Origin of the sequence: Xenorhabdus sp. SGI246 (genome assembly GCF_040838225.1) — a bacterium.
Classification (GTDB): Bacteria; Pseudomonadota; Gammaproteobacteria; order Enterobacterales; family Enterobacteriaceae; genus Xenorhabdus; species Xenorhabdus indica.
In genome coordinates this window covers 48042-67894 of record NZ_JBFPEZ010000047.1, presented here as the reverse complement: position 1 = coordinate 67894, position 19853 = coordinate 48042, and the positions used below count along the sequence as shown (strand labels likewise).

General features: G+C 42.2%; 13 protein-coding genes. 2 read left to right on the top strand and 11 right to left on the bottom strand.

Annotated elements, in window-relative coordinates; all coding sequences use genetic code 11:
* Positions 1 to 7: 7 nt before the first annotated feature.
* The 5 genes from baeR to ABLA85_RS11615 are packed head-to-tail and all read right to left on the bottom strand — an operon-like array spanning position 8 to position 9654.
* The gene (gene baeR / locus ABLA85_RS11635) at positions 8 to 706 is read right to left on the bottom strand and encodes a two-component system response regulator BaeR (RefSeq protein WP_367964269.1); all 699 of its coding nucleotides are present in this window, start codon (positions 704 to 706) and stop codon (positions 8 to 10) included.
* Between the two features lie 11 nt (positions 707 to 717).
* On the bottom strand, positions 718 to 2118 hold the full coding sequence (gene baeS, locus ABLA85_RS11630; RefSeq protein WP_367964405.1) for a two-component system sensor histidine kinase BaeS: 1401 nt from the start codon (positions 2116 to 2118) through the stop codon (positions 718 to 720).
* Positions 2119 to 2126: 8 nt separating this feature from the next.
* A complete protein-coding gene (mdtC, locus tag ABLA85_RS11625; RefSeq protein ID WP_367964267.1) occupies positions 2127 to 5222 on the bottom strand; it encodes a multidrug efflux RND transporter permease subunit MdtC in 3096 nt (1031 codons plus the stop codon).
* Positions 5219 to 8419 (bottom strand): MdtB/MuxB family multidrug efflux RND transporter permease subunit, encoded by a 3201-nt coding sequence (locus ABLA85_RS11620; protein ID WP_367964264.1) that lies wholly within the window; start codon positions 8417 to 8419, stop codon positions 5219 to 5221. Before ABLA85_RS11620 ends, mdtC begins: the two co-directional genes overlap by 4 nt.
* Positions 8419 to 9654: an MdtA/MuxA family multidrug efflux RND transporter periplasmic adaptor subunit gene (locus ABLA85_RS11615; protein WP_367964262.1), complete on the bottom strand. Its 1236-nt coding sequence runs from the start codon at positions 9652 to 9654 to the stop codon at positions 8419 to 8421. The genes ABLA85_RS11620 and ABLA85_RS11615 overlap by 1 nt, the downstream gene beginning before the upstream one ends.
* Positions 9655 to 10390: 736 nt before the next feature.
* On the opposite strand from ABLA85_RS11615, the gene ABLA85_RS11610 reads away from it, so the two are divergent.
* A complete protein-coding gene (locus ABLA85_RS11610; protein WP_367964260.1) occupies positions 10391 to 10870 on the top strand; it encodes an Hcp family type VI secretion system effector in 480 nt (159 codons plus the stop codon).
* Positions 10871 to 10943: 73 nt separating this feature from the next.
* Here the strand turns inward: ABLA85_RS11610 and mgtE are convergent, their stop codons facing one another.
* The 6 genes from mgtE to purM form a co-directional block, all read right to left on the bottom strand.
* The gene (gene mgtE, locus ABLA85_RS11605) at positions 10944 to 12407 is read right to left on the bottom strand and encodes a magnesium transporter (RefSeq protein ID WP_367964258.1); all 1464 of its coding nucleotides are present in this window, start codon (positions 12405 to 12407) and stop codon (positions 10944 to 10946) included.
* A 75-nt stretch (positions 12408 to 12482) separates the two neighbouring features.
* Positions 12483 to 14087: an exopolyphosphatase gene (gene ppx, locus ABLA85_RS11600; RefSeq protein WP_367964255.1), complete on the bottom strand. Its 1605-nt coding sequence runs from the start codon at positions 14085 to 14087 to the stop codon at positions 12483 to 12485.
* A 3-nt stretch (positions 14088 to 14090) separates the two neighbouring features.
* Positions 14091 to 16160, bottom strand: coding sequence for a polyphosphate kinase 1 (ppk1, locus tag ABLA85_RS11595; protein ID WP_340622185.1), 2070 nt, complete (start codon positions 16158 to 16160; stop codon positions 14091 to 14093).
* A 28-nt stretch (positions 16161 to 16188) separates the two neighbouring features.
* Positions 16189 to 16752, bottom strand: coding sequence for a spermidine N1-acetyltransferase (speG, locus tag ABLA85_RS11590; RefSeq protein WP_367964253.1), 564 nt, complete (start codon positions 16750 to 16752; stop codon positions 16189 to 16191).
* A 351-nt stretch (positions 16753 to 17103) separates the two neighbouring features.
* Positions 17104 to 17742, bottom strand: coding sequence for a phosphoribosylglycinamide formyltransferase (gene purN, locus ABLA85_RS11585; RefSeq protein WP_367964251.1), 639 nt, complete (start codon positions 17740 to 17742; stop codon positions 17104 to 17106).
* 60 nt (positions 17743 to 17802) lie between these two features.
* The gene (purM, locus tag ABLA85_RS11580) at positions 17803 to 18843 is read right to left on the bottom strand and encodes a phosphoribosylformylglycinamidine cyclo-ligase (protein WP_367964249.1); all 1041 of its coding nucleotides are present in this window, start codon (positions 18841 to 18843) and stop codon (positions 17803 to 17805) included.
* Positions 18844 to 19072: 229 nt separating this feature from the next.
* On the opposite strand from purM, the gene upp reads away from it, so the two are divergent.
* Complete coding sequence (gene upp, locus ABLA85_RS11575; RefSeq protein WP_367964246.1) at positions 19073 to 19699, top strand: uracil phosphoribosyltransferase; 627 nt, start codon at positions 19073 to 19075, stop codon at positions 19697 to 19699.
* Positions 19700 to 19853: the final 154 nt, after the last annotated feature.

Below are 19853 nucleotides of genomic sequence, written 5' to 3'. Positions count from 1 at the left end.
ATTAGGGTCACATCAGACGGCAAATTTCGGCTTCCCAACGGTATCCCAAGCCATAAATCGAGCGAATAAAAGATTTATCCTCATCTAATTGTTCTAATTTTCTACGTAAATTTTTGATATGGCTGTCGATAGTGCGATCATTAACAATACGATGATCGTTATAGAGATTATTCAGTAGTTGATCACGGGAAAAGACCCGCCCAGGCTGGCTGGATATTATCTTAAGTAACCGGAATTCAACCGGTGTCAGATCCAGAACCCGTTCAAGATAGCGAGCTTGAAAATGACTTTCATCAATTGTCAAAGCCCCTTGTTCGCTAATGATATCTTGTGGGCGATAGCAGCGACGTAAAATCGTTTTCACTCTGGCAACTATTTCTCGTGGGCTATAAGGCTTACAAACATAATCATCCGCACCGATTTCCAGCCCTAACAGGCGGTCAATCTCCTCTGTTTTGGCTGTCATCATAATGATGGGAATATCAGAAAATTTGCGGATTTCCCTACAGACTGACAAACCATCAAGCCCAGGCAGCATAAGATCGAGCAGGATAATATCGGGTTGGTGTTGCTGGACATGAGAAATCACTTCATCACCACGTACCAACCATTGTGTTTGATAATTTGCAGTTTGCAAATATTCGACAAGTAATTGTCCCAGTTTGGGTTCATCTTCCACGATCAGAACGGTATATTGTGGACTCATTATTCTTATATTCAGTGTCTTATATTCAGCGTCTTATGTTCAGAAAATTGGGTCAGAGGTAATTCTACGTGAATTTTAAGACCACCTAAAGGTGATATTTCTGCTTGAATAAGACCGTTATGTGCTTCAATGATATTATAACAGATTGCCAGACCTAAACCCGAACCACCGCTGGCACGGTTGCGGGAAGATTCGCAGCGATAGAACCGTTCAAAAATACGTTGGCACTGCTCAGTAGTCAAGCCAGGGGCGCTATCCTGCCAGTTCAGTATCCATTTTTGCTGATCTATATGTCCGCAAATAACGACCTTTCCGTAATCTGCGGTATAACGTAAGCTATTTTCCAGTAAATTCTGAAATAACTGTGTTAATCGCTTGGGATCGGCAAACAATAGGGTGTTTTCTGGTAAATGTAGCTCCAGAGTAATCTGTTTATCGGCAAAACGTCCCTGATAAGCAGCCACAGCTATTTTCAGTAGTTCATCGACATTTATTCGTTCTTTCCGGTAAGCCAGAGAGCCCGGATCTGATAGGGACAACAAATGCAAGTCATCCACTAGTTTTGTCAGGATAGTAACTTCGGTCAGTAAGGAATGGATAGTTGCTTGTGTCGGTTGTCGAACACCATCTTGCAAAGCTTCTAACTCACCACGCAGAATAGAGAGTGGAGTACGTAATTCGTGGGAGATATCTGCCATGTGATCCTGACGCATCTGTTCATTTTTTTCTAATGTACAAGCCAGAAGATTAAAATCCGATGCCAGTTGACCAATCTCATCTTTGCTGGATACTGCTACACGAATACTAAAATCACCGGAAGCCAGTTTATGTGTTCCTTCTACCAGTCGCTTAACTGGTTTCAGAAATTCACGGGATAAGAAAAAAGTTGCTATCAAGGCCAACAAAGTGGAAAAGCCGGCGATAATCCAACTGGTCGCTTGTTGTTGGCTGGCGAAACTGATATCGGCCTGACGAGTAATTTTGTCAGAAGCACTGATAATTACCCAACCAACAACTTCATTTTGATAAATCACAGGCTTGCGATAGGTTTCTTCAGACATATTATCCGCATGGCCCACTAAACGATTCATATGGCGATCAACAACCCAGAACTGAGTACGCCAGCCGTGGGGGGATGGTCCCTGATGGTTGTTACTGCTCTGCTCAATATCACGGATAATTTGAAAAATAACGCGATCATTTTTGGTCAGGAAATCCCAATTACCGTATTGCTGGTACTGTTCTGTCAATGCTTCTGCCAGCATGTTGGCCCGCATTTGGCTATTTTGCTTGATATAACCAATAAATCCATGTTGGAAACTGAGGCGAATCCCCCAGTGCATTGTTACCAGTACCAGCATACAGGTAGCAAAAATTGCCAGAAATAATTTTCCGCTGATCCCTGTTTTCACCCTGAATTTCACGATGATTTTATTCTCTGAAATTTTGCTGTTCTGTATTGGCGCCATTTTTCACGCAGTTGGTCAAAAAACAAATAGACCACAGGTGTGGTATATAACGTGAGAAGCTGGCTCATTACCAGACCACCAACAATGGTAATTCCCAGAGGATGGCGTAATTCAGCGCCATCGCCGTTACTCAGTACCAAAGGCAGAGCCCCGAACAAGGCTGAAAGTGTAGTCATCATGATCGGCCGAAATCTTAACAAACTGGCCTGAAATATTGCTTCTTGGGCACTTAACCGACCATTGCGCTGAGCTTCAAGAGCAAAATCCACCATAATAATGGCATTTTTCTTCACAATTCCAATCAGCAGCATAATCCCGATCATGGCGATCAGACTAAAAGGAGTATTGAAGAGTACCAATGCCAGCAAGGCTCCAACTCCCGCAGAAGGCAGCGTGGAAAGAATTGTCAGAGGATGAATATAGCTTTCATAAAGTACGCCCAGAACCAGATAAACAGTAATAATCGCCGCAAGGATCACCAGTAACTGAGAACGCTGACTTTCTTCAAATTTTTGCACTGTACCAGTAAAAGAAAGACGTACTGTCGATGGAACTCCGAGTTCTGTCATTGTGCGTTCTATTGCTCTGGTTGCATCAGACATCGTATAACCTTCTGCGATGTCGAAGGAAATCATAGAAGCGGCTGAAAGCCCCTGGTGATAAACGTCTAATGGGGCATTGGTTGGTCGCCAGCTTGCAAAATAAGAGAGTGGGATACGTTTTCCTTCTTTGTTGATAACAAAAATTTTCTCTAAAGATCTGGCATCCTGATTATATTCAGGTGCGACTTCCATCACTACTTTGTATTGGTTCAGTGGTTGATAAATGGTTGAAATAGGTTGTTGTCCAAAAGCGTTGCCGAGCAAACTATTAGCTTGGGCGACACTAATGCCGAGGCGAGCCATCAGATCACGATCATAGGTGATTGTGAGTTCGGAACCTTTATTGTCATCGTCCGAATTTATTCCTGTCAATTGCGGTACTTTCTTCATGGCCTTTTGGATAATAGGTGTCCATTTGCGAAGTTCAGAAAAATCATCTGACAGCAAAGTAAATTGATAAATAGATCTGGCGTTACCGCTGCCTCCGCCAGAGCTGAGATCCTGAATAGGTATCAAATAGAGTTCTGTACCCGGCTCGCGGGATAATTTTTTCCTTAAACGGGCCATGACCTGTTCGATATTCTCTGTTCGTTCACTTAATGGTTTTAAACCCATAAATATAAAACCGACATTGTTGCTGATTCTACCTGTAAATCCTGTAATATTTTCAACAGTTGGGTCTGCATTGATAACCCCTATGAAATATTCCATTTTTTTACGCATGGCTTGAAATGAAATGCTTTGATCAGCAACAACAAAGCCTATTAATTGGCCTGTATCTTGTCTGGGAAAAAAAGTTTTTGGAATACTGATATAAAGCCAGACATTCAGCGCAATAATCCCAACCAGTGTCAATAAAACCCAACGAGTATGGTTAAGTATCCATTTTAATGAGCGTCCATAGTATTGCTGGAGTCTCAGTAAAACTTTGCCGAAACCGCGGGTTTTCTTTAGTGATTTTTCCGGTGAAGATTTCAATAAATGAGCACACATCATCGGCGTTAAGGTCAGGGAAACTAACAGTGAAATACCTATTGCGGTTGCGAGCGTAACGGCAAAATCAAGGAATAGTCTGCCAAGTAACTCATCTATTAGTATAAGGGGTATAAAGACTGCAACGAGTGAAAGGCTCATAGCAAGAACAGTAAAACCCACTTCTCTCACCCCTTTAAGAGCGGCTTGTGCTGGTTTCAACCCGGCTTCCAGATGACGGGAAATATTTTCCAGTACCACAATGGCATCATCGACAACGAAACCCGTAGCAATGGTTAATGCCATCAATGAGAGGTTATTCAGGCTGAAACCACATAAGTACATAGCCGTAAACGTACCAATCAGTGATACCGGAACAGCAATTGCTGGAATAAGAGTGGCACGTCCTGAACGCAGGAATAGAAAAACAACCAGGATCACCAGAGCAACGGCGACGGCAAGTGCTCGTTCTACTTCATGCAGGGACGCCCGAATAGGGGGAGAACGATCCTGTACAACATTTAGCTGAATATTAGCGGGTATTGATGCTCTTAGGGCCGGGAGTTCAGCACGAATTTTCTTGATGGTTTCAACGATATTTGCACTTGATTCCCGCCGGATAATCAGCGCAATAGCGGGGCCATTGCCAGACATTCCCGCTGCCCGGATATCTTCGACGGAATCTTTGACCGTTGCGACATCTTTTAAACGGACGGGTGAGCCATTACGATAGTGTACAATAATGGAAGCATAATTGTCCGCTTGCTTGATTTCATCGTTAGTTTGTATTTGCCAGCTTTGTTTATCTGTATCAATGTGCCCCGTTGGGCGTCTGACATTCGCCTTGTTGATAGCTTCGCGAATATTATCAAGAGACACTCCCTGATTGAATAGGGCATTGGGATTAAGTTCGACTCGTATTGCGGGTAGTGAACTACCTGTAACCTTAACTTGGCTGACACCTTCTATTTGTGAAATTTTTTGAGCAAGATGTGTTGAGGCAATATCATACAATTGCCCTTCACCATAGCTATCTGATGTCAAAGTCAGAATCATGATTGGGGCAGAAGCAAGGTTTGCCTTATGGTAGGTTGGGCGACTTGGCATCCCCGAAGGTAACAGGCCTTCTGCTGCATTGATAGCAGCCTGTACATCCCGTGCTGCCCCATTAATATCCCGGTTCAGCTCAAATTCCAGAGAAATATCACTGGAACCTAATGAACTGCTGGAACTCATCTCTTTAATACCAGCAATTCTGCCGAGTGAACGTTCTAATGGGGTGGTGACGGAAGAAGCCATTGTTTCTGGTGATGCGCCGGGCATTGAAGCAGAAACCGTAATCACCGGAAAATCAACCTGCGGTAATGGTGATACTGGCAACAGGGTGAAGCTAACAGCACCAAATAGCGTAATGGCTACGCTTAATAATGTAGTTGCGACAGGCCGCTGGATAAATAAGGCGAAAAATTTCACAGCGGCTCCTGATGGTCAGTAGAAGAATGCGCTAATTTTGTTTGATCATCATTATGTTGCTTAGGATCACCCTTGTTCTTGTATTGACTTTTGTACTTGTTGTTATTTTTGTAATAGTGTCCTAGCCGATCAAATAGCAGGTAAATAACAGGCGTTGTAAATAAGGTCAGGATCTGGCTCATAATCAACCCGCCTACCATACTGACTCCTAAAGGACGGCGCAGTTCAGCCCCAATTCCGTTGCTGAGCATTAATGGTAATGCCCCCAATAGTGCAGCCATCGTTGTCATTAATATTGGTCTGAAACGCAAGAGGCAGGCTTGAAAAATGGCATCATAGGGTGACATTCCGTTTTCCCGTTCTGCTACTAAGGCAAAATCGATCATCATGATGGCATTCTTCTTCACAATACCAATCAACAAAATAATCCCAATGATGGCAATAACATCCAGCTCATAGCCACCTAGCATTAAAGCTAATAATGCTCCGACGCCAGCAGTGGGGAGAGTTGACAGGATAGTTACCGGATGAATAAAGCTTTCATACAGTATGCCAAGCACAATGTACATCGCAACGACAGCCGCCAGTATCAGCAATAAGGTATTACTCAGTGAATTCTGGAATGCCAGTGTTGCTCCCTGAAACTGTGTGTTGATATCATTTGGTATATTAATTGCGAGTTTTGTTTCCTTTACTGCATTAACTGCTGCTTCCAGAGACGTGTTTGGTGCAACATTGAATGAAAAAGTGGTAGCAGGAAACTGTTGCAGATGATTGATGGATAAATGACCTAATTGTTGTTTCACTGTAGTGATAGCGGTTAGGGGCACTATCTTGCCATCAGCACTAATAAGACGGACATCATTGAGTGCATCAAGACCGGGTGAATGCGTTGTATCCTGCTCTAGCACGACGCGGTATTGATTCGCCTGAGTGTAAATGGTCGAAATTAACCTTTGACCGAAAGCGCTATACAGTGTGTTATCAATATCAGCCATGGAAATACCTAGCCGACTGGCCATATCGCGATTCACATCAATATAAGCGACTAACCCCCTGTTTTGCCAATCATTACTGATATCAACTAATTCAGGACGTTTTTTTAGTGCTTCCTGTAATTTTGGAACCCAGACATTAAGTTCATCAAGAGAAGTAGCTTGTAAAGTAAATTGATATTGGGTACGGGAAACCTGAGTATCAATTGTCAGATCTTGAGTCGGCTGTAGATACAAGGTTACATCGGGTACTTTGGCCACCTGAGCTTGTAGGCGGGGAATAATTTCTTCAATTCTATCGTCACGCTGATCAAAAGGTTTAAGCGTAATTTGTAAACGCCCATTATTCAATGTTGGGTTACTACCATCAACACCAATAAACGTAGTTACATTTTTCACCGCTGGATCCTTTAGTAACAATGCAGTTACCTGACGCTGCTTGTCTGCCATAGCGCTGAAGGAGATGGACTGTGGTGCTTCCAGTGTTCCCTGAATTAATCCATTATCCTGCAATGGGAAAAATCCTTTTGGGATCATGATATAGAGCAGAGCAGTGAAAGCCAGAGTACTGAGTGTCACACCGAGTGTTATCCAGGGATGGTTCAGGACACGTTTCAGCCACGTGCCATATATCGCAATTATCCACTCAAAGAAACGTTCACAGGCTTGCTCAAAGCGATTATGTTTAACATCTGTTTCTGCTTTCAGCATTTTTGCGCACATCATTGGTGTCAGTGTCAATGAAACTACGGCTGAAATTAAAATCGCCACCGCCAGCGTAATTGCAAACTCCCGGAATAAACGACCGACAATATCTCCCATAAACAGCAGAGGGATCAGAACAGCAATCAAAGAAAAAGTCAGTGAAATAATGGTAAAACCGATTTCACCGGCTCCCTTCAATGCGGCAGCTAGCGGCTTTTCTCCCCGCTCAATATGGCGGGAAATATTTTCGATAACTACAATGGCATCATCGACTACAAATCCTGTTGCGATGGTTAATGCCATCAAGGTGAGGTTATTGACAGAAAAACCACAAAAGTACATCACCGCAAATGTGCCGATCAGGGAAAGTGGTACTGAAATGCTTGGGATGAGGGTGGCAATTGTATTGCGTAAAAACAGGTAAATCACCATCACAACCAATGCAATTGCCAGCAACAACTCAAATTGCACATCCTTGACTGAAGAGCGGATCGTAACCGTCCGGTCAGTCAGAACATCTACATTCACTGACTTAGGCAGGTTGCTGATCAACTCTGGCAGCATGGAACGAATATTATCAGTAGTTTCAATAACATTAGCACCCGGCTGACGTTGGACATTGATAACAATAGCGGGTTTTTCATTTGCCCAGGCGCCCAGTTTGGTATTCTCTGCACCTCGTTCAATTGTTGCAACATCCCGCAGACGAATAGGAGCCCCATTTTTATAGGCCACAATTAAATTGCGGTATTCGTCAATGGACTTCATTTGATCATTGGCAGACAAAGTGATCGAACGGGTCGGGCCATCAAAACTGCCTTTTGGTGAATTTACATTCGCACTTACAATTGCATTGCTGATGGTACGGCTATCTAACCCTTGTGCAGCGATAGCCTGTGCATTTAACTTCACACGCACAGCAGGGCGCTGTCCTCCAGCCAGAGTGACCAAACCTACACCACCGATTTGAGAAATGCGTTGAGCAACGCGAGTTTCCACCATATCCTGCACCTCTGTCATCGGCAGGGAATCAGAGGTTACGGCCAGTGTTAAGACAGGCGGATCAGCCGGATTGACTTTACTGTAAATTGGCGGATAGGGCAGGTCATTGGGTAATAAATTAATGGTTGAGTTAATGGCGGCCTGTACATCCTGCTCTGCTACATCCAATGGTAAGGAGAGCTGGAATACCAGTGTAATAACTGAAGCGCCCCCGGAACTTTGCGATGCCATCTGCTTCAAACCGGATATTTGCCCGAATCTGCGTTCTAATGGTGCAGTTATAGCAGAAGTCATTACGTCAGGGTTAGCACCGGGATAGAGCGTAATAACCTGAATAGTAGGATAATCTACTTGTGGCAATGCAGAAACTGGTAGCATCCGGTAGCCGATAATACCAGAAAGCAATATTGCAATCATAAACAGTGTGGTTGCTACCGGACGCAAGATAAACAAGCGGGACGGGCCGCCCCCTGTTATTGGAGAACCAGAAAGCATTAAGTATTCTCCACTTTACTGTTTGACTGATCAGATTTATCGCTATTGCTGTTATCTGACTCTGGTTTTAGGGGCTTAACAATCTCGACACTAGCACCTTCTGTCAACTGATCAGTACCATCTGTAACAACCCGGTCACCGACGGACAAGCTGTTGTTAATAACAACTAATTCGGTGTTTTGCAATCCAATAGTCACCTTATGTTTACTGACTTTATTCTCTTTATCCACCATCCAGACAAAATAACCTTCACTACTCATCTGTAATGCGGCACTTGGGATTACAATGGCATGGTTGAGTGTATTTACTTTGATCTGAATATTGACAAATTGATTTGGAAACAACGCGTTATCCTGATTATTGAATTGTGCTTTCATTTTGATGGTGCCGGTAGCAACATCAATCTGGTTGTCAATACTGAGCAATTTGCCTTGTGCCAGTTGTAACTGGTTATTGCGATCCCAGGCGATAACAGCGAGTTCTTTATTGCTCTTTTGTGCCTTCAGTATAGTGCTGAGATCGTTTTCAGGCAGGGAAAACACTACATTAATAGGGTTGACACGTGTGATGACCACAATCGGATTTTCTCCTCCGGAAGAGACATAATTACCAACATCTATCCGTTTCAGACCGGCACGACCTGAAATAGGGGCCATAATGCGGCTATAGGTTAATTGCAGTTTCTGTTCATCAATATCTGCCTGATCAGTTTTTAGGGCAGCCTGGTACTGGCGTACTAAAGAAAACTGCTTATCCAAATCTTGTTGAGTAATTAATTTGCTTTTCGCCAATTGCTGATAGCGAGCCAAATTCTGTTTAGCATCAGCCAGTATCGCTTGATCTTTGATATATTGCCCTTGTGCTTTCGCTAGCCTGACCTGAAAAGGACGGGGATCAATTTCCGCCAGTAAATCGCCTTTTTTGACCTGTTGGCCTTCATTAAAATGCAGGGCAATTAATTGTCCATTCACAAGGCTGGTAACATTTACGGTATCAGCGGCCTGAACTGTTCCCAAACCTCCCAGATAATGGGGGACAGACTCCATTTTAACGGTAGCCACTTGAACGGGTTGAGGAGGAATAAGGTGCGAATTTTTCTGCGATTCTGACACTTGTGCTGATTTTTCTCCCGATGTGACTGATTTTTTAAAATAGTTCCATGTAAAAAAAGCAGCCGCGACGATAACGGCTGACACAGCAAACCAAAAAAAGTAGGTACGACATTTATTGCTCATATATTCGATATTCTCTTCATATTGTGCCGATAATCAGTCACACGCATCTTATGCTAAATCAGCGTAAATATATATTTAATTAGTGTACTTGGAGAGAAATAGCCAATCATGGAGAAAATGTGGAAATTATGTCAATGAAATAAATACTATTGTTAGCTGAGGGTAAAAGCTGAATTTTTAAGTTTCCGTGATAAGCGTTAAAGGGTCTAACGTAATCTGCTTTTGTAAGGGAGACTTGCCAGCATTTAGTTGATGAATGGGACGGTCATTAACCCGACGTTCGAAAAAGGAAATAGAGGATGGTATTGAAAAATACTGTATAAAAGCAAAAACGTCATAGAAGAAACTAAAAGATAAATACAAATGTAACATGCAGAAAATAATTAATAAAGACGATATATTATCAGAAGTGATAGCGGAGGATAATAGATATAAAAACTGAACCAAAAATATTTAAATATTGGTCAATGAAATAGTACTATAAATTATGGATATTAAAGAAATCCTTAGTCAATTATTGAGTAAAGTGCGTATCTTGTCTTGTTTTTCGTTGATATAATATTCCATCATTGCTGGTAAAATGAATGGTTAAAGTTAACAGCAATAAATATGGTCTGGCTGTAAACGTTATTGCTTGGTGACTTTAATCACGTTTTTTCTTGGAAAACAATAGCTTTTCAAATATGCTAGACGCGATTAATAGTACTTTCAAACTTAATCAAAACAGGAAGTTATTATGGCTAATATGATCTATTTAACCTTGCAAGGAGACAAACAAGGGTTGATTTCGCAAGGTTGTTCTTCGATTGAGTCCATTGGAAATAAATATCAGACTGGTCATGAAGATGAAATTTTTGTATTGAATCTGCATCATTCTATTCATAGAGAACAAAATGTTAACCATAGTCCAATTGTGTTTGTAAAGCCACAAGATAAATCATCGCCGTTATTAATGATGGCAATTTCAAATAATGAAAATTTGAATCTGAAATTTGATTTTTATCGCACTTCACAATTAGGATCTCAGGAGCTCTATTATTCAATTGAATGTCGTGATGCGACAATCATTGAATTGTCACCAAACTATCCGCATAGTATTAACCATGCGGAATCGCAACCGGAGGAAATTGTCTCTATTAAATATAAAGATATTATCTGTCGTCATCATATGGCAGGAACATCTGGATATAGTGTCTGGGACGAAAGAGTGTATTGAGAATTTGCAAATACGCCGATTAAATAATCGGCGTATTCCTGAATACAGTGTTTCTTCTATATTGTTGAACTCATTAAACCAAAAACAGTGTTGCCAGTCCCAAAAAGATAAAGAAGCCACCAGTATCAGTAATTGCAGTAATCATAACACTGGAACCAATCGCAGGATCTCTGCCTAACTTCATCATAATAAAAGGTATCAAGACCCCCATCAATGCAGCCATCAGCAGGTTTAGTATCATTGCCATTGTCATTACGCCACCCATTGCAAGGTCGCTATAGAGCACATAAGTGACAATACCCATAATACCTCCCCAAATAATACCGTTTATCAGAGCAACACCCAGTTCCCTTAATAAAAGATAAGGGAAACTCCCTGTTTGGATCTGGTGGAGAGCCAGTGCCCGTACGATCATGGTGATAGTCTGATTACCGGTATTGCCCCCGATGCCTGCCACAATAGGCATTAAAGTGGCAAGAGCCACGAGTTGGGAAATAGTATGTTCAAACAGGCCGATAACACGTGAAGCGACAAACGCTGTGCACAAATTAATAGCAAGCCAAGTCCAGCGGGTTTTTACTGCCTGCCCAACTGGTGCGAAGACATCCTCTTCACGGCTCAAACCACCCATACGTCGGATATTGGTATCCGTTTCTTCGCTTAAAGTATCAACGATATCTTCGACAGTCAGACGACCCATCAAACGCCCGTTACTGTCCACTACCGCAGCAGAAATCAGGTCATAACGTTCGAACGCACTGGCAGCATCTTCGCCTTTTTGTTCAGGCAGAAAAGTGACGGTATCTATATTCATCACCTCAGCTACAAGTTTATCCGGTGCATTGATTAGTAAAGTCGTCAGTAGAAGTTCTCCTTGAAGGCGATTTTTACGATCAATGACAAAGATTTTATCTGTTGTTTCCGGAATAGCGCCGCGGGAGCGCAGGAAACGCTGAACAGTACCGAGTGTGACATTACCTCGTACTGTCACAAATTCAAAATCCATCATCTGGCCTATACTGTCCTTATGGTACTGCAATACTTCCCGGATACGATTACGTTGGCTAGGTTCCAGATAGGTCAGTAAACGGCGTGTTGTATCCCTGGGAAGGTGCTCAGCAATATAAGCCTGTTCATCTACGTGCAGTGTTCCAATTGCCCTGAGCAGTTCCAGATCAGACATGTCTTTGATTAGGTTATCCCAGACTGGGATAGAGGCTTCCACCAATACCTCACCACGCTGGTTATTATCAATGAGCCGCCATAAAGCAAGGCGTTCATCATAAGGTAATGCTTCCAGAATATCGGCAATATCTGCTGCATGCAGATTGGTCAGAAGGGATTTGACTTCTTCAATCTTTTCTAATAATTGGTCATCGCTGATTTTTGCATGTGCATCAGCTTGCCCCAATAACGAATCAACGAATAGTTTATCGTCAATGAGCAGCGAAAACAGGTTCTGGCGAATGAGAGCCAGCTTTTGGGAATGTTGGCTGGTGACATTCCCATTATCAGGTTTAAAGGTTGGTTGTAACATAGTCTACCTTTAAATTTGTGCAAATAGTTTTGCACAAATTTGTACAAAGTTACCCAGTTTAGGGGGGATATGGTGCTATTTTGTCTTAGAATTACCCTTTTGTTCCATCATATTTTGCTGTTTTTGCTGATAATGTTCCAACCCTGCAATTGATGATTCCTCTTGAATATGTAAGTGCCAACCCGTCACATCACTCCAGTAAACTTGTTCTTTCTCTAAGTCTAACTGCATCAGTACATTCTGAATTAAATAGTTTTTGGGAAGATAAAGTGTCCAGTGACCATGATCTGTTTCCAGCCTTAAAGATTCAGGTGTCGTCGTGGACTGGCGTTGATTGTTCAGCAAGGTTGCTAATCTCAATATTTGAAGCATCGGAAGATACTGTTTTTTCTTGAACAGATAGAAACGGGGATGTTCATGAATTTTAACTGCTTTGCGGTGATAGCGAACCAATGTTGCCAACAATAATTGCTGTTCTTGATTAAAACCGGGTAAGTCCGTGTGTTGCAGGATATAGGCAGAATGTCGCTGTAATCCACTCAGATTGATGCTTAATCCAACTTCATGGAGCATCGCTGCCCAGAGCAGAATGGCTTCCAATTGTGGTTGTACTCGTTTCGGATTTTGCGCCGCCCATTGGTCATAAAGTGTTTTGGCCGTGTTCCAGACACGGCTGGCTTGTTCCCGGTCAATATTATAGTGATCAGCAAGACTTTTGGCTGTTCTTTGACGAATATCCTGATGGCGGAAGCGATCTTCCATTTCATAAAGAACACCTTCACGTAATGCGCCGTCAGACAAACGTAATTCTTGAATATGCAGGGCATCAAATATACCGCATAGAATAGCCAGACCCGGAACGAAAGTTTGTTTGCGATCTTCGGGTAAACCGGGTAAATCCAGTGAGTTGAAGTTTTTGTATTTTAATACCTGTTTCACCAGCATATGGAGGCGATCTGGTGTAATCAAACCATCTTTTTCACCAAATTCAACCAGTGATTCATGGACCGCTTTAATAGTCCCTGATGCTCCCAAAGCAAAATCCCAGCCTTTTGTGCGGAATTGCCAAATGAGATTTTCTAGTTTTTGTTCTGCCTGAAGCCTTGCTTTGTGGAAATTATGCTCATTTACTACACCACCAGGAAAGAACTGTCGGGAAAAACTCACACATCCCATACGACGGCTTTCAATTAATAGAGGTTCGAAGTCCTCACCAATGACCAACTCGGTGGAGCCACCACCAATATCAATCACCAGCTTGCGGCCCTTTTCTGGTTGAGTATGTTCTACCCCCATGAAGATCAAACGAGCTTCTTCATGACCGGAAATAATTTCAATGGGATAAGGAATAACCTCTTTGGCTCGTTTCAAAAACTCTTCCGCATTGGTTGCTTCCCGTAGACTATGAGTACCTACAAGGCAGACATTTTCCGCAGAGAAACCCTGCAACCGCTCAGCGAATAGCGACAGGCAGTCAAGACCGCGACTAATAGATTCTTCACTTAACTCATTTTTATCATTGAGTCCATCAGCAAGGTAAACCCGTTTTTTTAGGCGCCCAATAACTTGTAATGCACCATTTACAATACGGGCGATAACCATATGAAAACTGTTAGAACCAAGATCAATGGTTGCAATTTCCAGCGGCTTAGGCGTTGGTTTATCGTGTTTCAACGGCATAAATTAGGCTCTTGGTTCAGGTTGTTCCAGGTTTTTCAGATAATCATAAATGGCCGTTTGTGCGCGGATTTTACGTTTATTTCCCCGTGGCACATAGCGATTGCTCAATTCTTTATCAATATAGCGCGCCTTGACCGTATCGTTAAACTGGAGTTCTAAGATATCCAACACTCGTTGTTTTAACAGGGGGTCTAACAAACAAACGGCGACTTCAATACGATAATCAATATTCCGGGTCATCCAGTCTGCGGAAGAGAGGAAAATTTTTTCATCCCCTTTATTGGTGAAAACATAAACCCGATCATGCTCAAGGAAGCGATCTACAATACTGGTAACCTGAATATTCTCACTAAAACCGGGTTGATTGGGAACCAGAGAACACATACCCCGGATCAGAAGACGCACTTTGACACCCGCTTCGGAGGCATCATACAGGCGATCTACTAATTCTCTATCTACCAGGTTATTTATTTTTAAGGTAATGCCTGCCACTTCTCCTGCTTTGGCATTTTCGATTTCTTGAGTAATTAACTTATTGAGCATCGCACGTGAATTTTGGGGCGATACCATTAAATTCTCAAATGTTACGGGGCGATAAGGGTTTTCAATAAAGTTAAATACACGACGTACTTCATTGGTGACTTCTGGCTTGGCTGTCAGCAGGGAATAATCGGTATATAAGCGAGCCGTTTTTTCATTGAAATTTCCTGTACCAATATGGGCATAGCGGATAATTTCACTTCCTTCAAGGCGTGAAATGATAAACAACTTCGCGTGAATTTTCAGGCCCGGAGCAGAGAAAATCACATGCACGCCTGCTTCAGTCAGGCGTTTTGCCCAGTGAATATTAGCCTCTTCATCAAATCGTGCCTGTAACTCCACGACTACCGTTACTTTTTTACCGTTGTGAGCCGCATGGATCATAGAATCAATAATGCGTGAGTCTTTAGCTACACGATAGATGTTAATTTTTATCGATAATACACTCGGATCGAATGATGCCTGCCGCAGTAACTCCAGCACATGCTCGAAAGTGTGATAAGGGTAATAGAGCAAAACATCTTGTTCACGGATAGCGTCAAAACCGTTGCGGAAATGATCGAACCAGGTATGGCGTAAGCGTGGCATTGGTTTATTCAGAAGGGTTCGATTTCCTTCATTGGGAAACTTAATAAAATCTTTGAAGTTGTGATAACGGCCACCAGCAATAACAGAGTCATCATTAGACAACCCTAACTTACTGCGTAGTAGTTCTACCATTTCATCCGGCATATCTCGTTGATAAACAAAGCGGACAGGTTCGGCCGTTAACCGTTGCTTCAGGGTTGAAGACATCAATTCCAGCAAACTGGACTCCATTTCCGTTGCTAAATCGTATTCAGCATCACGGGTCATTTTCATGGAGTAAACGTTCAGTGTATCGTAATCAAAAAAACCTTTGAAAATTTCATCCAGTGTATATCGCAAAATATTATCAAGTAAAATCATTGACTTGCGTTTTTTTGGCATTTCTGGCGGCAGATTAACGAAACGGGGAACTTTGTCTGCTGGAATTTCCAGCAGGGCATATTTTGTCTCTTGTCCCCGAATAATTTCCACAGCCAAATAGGTGTAATCATCTTTCAAAAATTCAACCAGATTGGTCTCTGGATTGATAACGATAGGTGTAATATGCGGACGTAAATGTTGCCGGAAATATTGTCGCAACCAGATTTGTTGATTGGGAGATATCTGCCGTTCATTGATTAAGAAAATCTGGTTGCGTGCCATTTCTAAGAGTAAGTCGTTATAGAGTTCATCAAACTCCTGATCGATTTTGGCTACTTTCGACTGGATCTTTTTGAATAATTGCCGGGCGCTGGTTGCAGAACCCCGTTCTTCGCTAATAAGAATACGACGTTTTACATCAGCAAAACGAACTTTATAAAACTCATCCAGATTATTGGAGTAGATCCCTAGAAACCTCATTCTTTCAATAAGTGGATTGCTTTTGTCAGCCGCTTCCTGAAGTACGCGTTCATTGAAAGAGAGCCAACTGAGTTCTTTTTCTGTATAGAGGCGGTCGTGGGACATTACTACTCCGTTTGGTCCATTTATTGGGTTAACGATCTTGCTTTTTACTCTGAGAATGACGAATTTTGTTAGCAAAATAGTGATGTTGGAAGGTACACATCCGAATAGCAGTATGATAAGAGCCGTTTACGAAAAATTCATCGATTAATTCACCTTCTGTATAAAATCCTAATTTATTGTATATATGAATTGCTTTTTCGTTCTCTTTATCAACGATTAAATAGAGTTTGTAGAGATTGAGTACAGAAAATGCGTACTCCATCGCAAGTTTAACTGCCTCAGTTGCATAGCCTTGCCCTTGATAAGCCGGTGCAATGATGATTTGAAATTCGGCACGGCGGTGAACATAATCAATTTCCATTAACTCAACCAAGCCGACTTTAGCGTTCATGCTCTCTATAATAAAACGGCGTTCACTTTGGTCGTGGATATGTTTGTCATAGAGATCGCATAATTCAACAAAAGCCTCATAAGGCTCTTCAAACCAATAGCGCATGACACTGGCATTGTTATCGAGCTGATGGACGAAAGGGAGATCTTCCCGTTCGAGGGGACGTAAGTTTACAGGTGGATTTTCAGAGCCACTGGACATTAGATACCTCAGTGTTTTTACGGTAAAGGCCGATTTAGTTTTGGTCTATACGAAATGATATACGGATAGTTAATTATTACTAGATATCCCCGTTGCCTTTCAAGTTACAGTTTTGGGTTAGCACTATAATGTCTAGAAAAATATAAATTATAGAAAAAGAACGAAATATAAAAAAAGAGCTTTCCGAAAGAACAACTTACAGCAATGTGTCTGGTTAATTTTCGTTATATTAACATGATTCACTTTAATACATTAACCTTAAAACGTATTAATCTCAATGCATTAACTTTACACGCTAACCTGAACACATTAATTCTGGACACAATGCTGTAATCGGTCTAATGATATTGGTTATTCTGAAGCATAACCTTGTGGTGGCAATATCTTGCCATCCATAATGGCGGTATTGTTATCCATTCTCAGACGCTGATCCAAGAACCAGCCGATGACCAGCGGGTAAATATTATGCTCCTGAGTTTGAACACGTCTGATAACATCCTCTTCCTGATCGCCTGTAAAGATTGGTACTTTAGCCTGCAAGATAATGGGACCACCATCAAGCTCTTCAGTCACAAAATGGACAGAAGTACCGTGCTCCTGATCGCCATTTTCTATTGCTTTACGATGGGTATGCAGACCGGGGTATTTCGGCAGCAGGGAAGGGTGAATATTAATCAGGCGTCCGCGATAATGCTGGACAAAACCGGGTGACAATATTCTCATATAACCCGCTAAAACGACCAAATCGGGCTGATATCGATCAAGAGCGGTGAGTAGGGCAAAATCATAATCTGTACGATTTGAATACTCTTTCGGATTGAGATAATGCGTGGGAATACCCGCGCATTCCGCCCGTTGCAGGCCATAAGCATTGGCATTGTTGCTGAATACTGCACAAACCCGTCCATTAATCCGGTTTTGTTGGCAGGCATCAATAATGGATTGTAGGTTACTGCCATTACCAGAAATTAATACCACAATTTTTTTCATAGGATGACTTTCTATTTACGGGCTTTTTTTTACGAGCTTTTTATTAACTGAAGCTTTTTATTAACTGATAGTAACTTGCTGTCCGTTGTGACCAAGTTCAGTAATGCTGCCGATTTGCCACGCTTTTTCACCCGCGGTGTTTAGGTATTCAATTGCCTGTTTTGTCTGAGATTGTGGTAAAGCAATTATCATACCGACGCCACAGTTGAATGTGCGGTACATTTCGTGATCGCTGACATTACCTGCCTGTTGCAACCATTTGAAAATTGCAGGCCACTGCCAGCTAGTCCCCTCGATTCTTGCCTGCATATTTTCTGGCAGAACACGGGGAATATTTTCCCAGAAGCCGCCACCCGTCAGATGAGAAATCGCGTGGATCTCAACATTCTCAATTAATTCAAGTAATGGTTTGACATAAATACGGGTTGGGGCAAGTAAATGATCAGCTAATAGCTTATCATCCAGTTTGGTTGTCTCAGGATTGGTCTGGCTGACTTCAAGGATTTTGCGAATTAATGAATAACCATTAGAATGTGGCCCGCTGGAAGCTAATGCAATCAGTGCATCGCCGACCTGAACTTGGCTGCCATCAATGATTTCTGATTTTTCAACCACGCCGACACAGAAACCAGCAACGTCGTAATCTTCTCCATGATACATGCCGGGCATTTCGGCTGTTTCTCCACCGACCAGTGCACAACCCGCTTGTTTACAGCCTGCTGCAATGCCGGTGATGACACTGGATGCTGTCTCAACATCCAATTTACCTGTCGCATAATAATCAAGGAAAAACAGCGGTTCAGCACCTTGAACAACCAGATCATTAACACACATGGCGACCAAATCAATGCCAATAGTATCGTGTCGTTTCAGATCCATCGCCAGACGCAGTTTAGTACCAACGCCATCTGTGCCGGAAACTAAAATAGGTTCACGATATTTTTGTGGCAGGGCACATAAAGCGCCGAATCCTCCCAATCCCCCCATCACTTCAGGGCGTCGGGTCTGTTTCACTACGCCTTTGATACGATTGACTAAGGCATTACCTGCGTCAATATCGACACCGGCATCTTTATAGCTAAGAGAGGTTTTGTTGGTCACTGCGTAGCTCCCAGGCGATTACATTTGAATGAATAAAACGGAACGGAGGTCATTCTAGCAGTCTAGGCAAACGTTTGCGATAGCTTTCTGTAGGTTATTGCGGATAAAAAATAGAAGAAAACTACTGGTAGTTGCTAAAAATCAATAGATGGATAGTGGCGTGATATCAAAAAGGAGGTATAATCCGGCGATTTTTTTATCTACCGGCTATATACAGTAGGAGAAACCCATGAAGATCGTTGAGGTTAAACATCCACTCGTTAAACATAAACTGGGCCTGATGCGCGACCATGATATAAGCACTAAGCGTTTTCGTGAGCTGGCCTCAGAAGTGGGAAGCCTTCTGACATATGAAGCAACTGCTGATTTAGAAACTGAGAAAGTGACCATTGATGGATGGTGTGGTCCGGTAGAAGTCGATCAGATCAAAGGGAAAAAAATCACAGTAGTGCCTATTTTGCGGGCAGGTTTGGGAATGATGGATGGTGTTTTGGAAAATATTCCAAGTGCCCGTATCAGCGTTGTCGGTGTTTATCGTGATGAGAAAACATTTGAGCCTGTGCCTTATTTCCAAAAACTGGTTTCTGACATTAATGAGCGTATGGCGCTGGTTGTTGATCCAATGTTGGCAACAGGTGGTTCTATGATTGCTACGATTGATCTACTGAAAAGAGCAGGTTGCCCTGTTATTAAGGTATTGGTTTTGGTTGCTGCACCAGAAGGCGTTGCAGCACTGGAGAAAGCTCATCCTGATGTTGAGTTATATACCGCGTCTATTGATGAACGTCTTAATGAACATGGATATATTGTTCCTGGCCTGGGGGATGCAGGCGATAAGATATTTGGGACAAAATAATATTTATAGAATAATAAAGTTATAAACTAATCTATATCTGCCTTTTGTTTCTTATGAGAAAGGATTTTGTGAAAAATCCTTTCTCATATTTTAGGCTTTGTGCCATAAAAACTGACGTTGCTAAAGGTATTAAGATGTTTTTTCTATATGATTC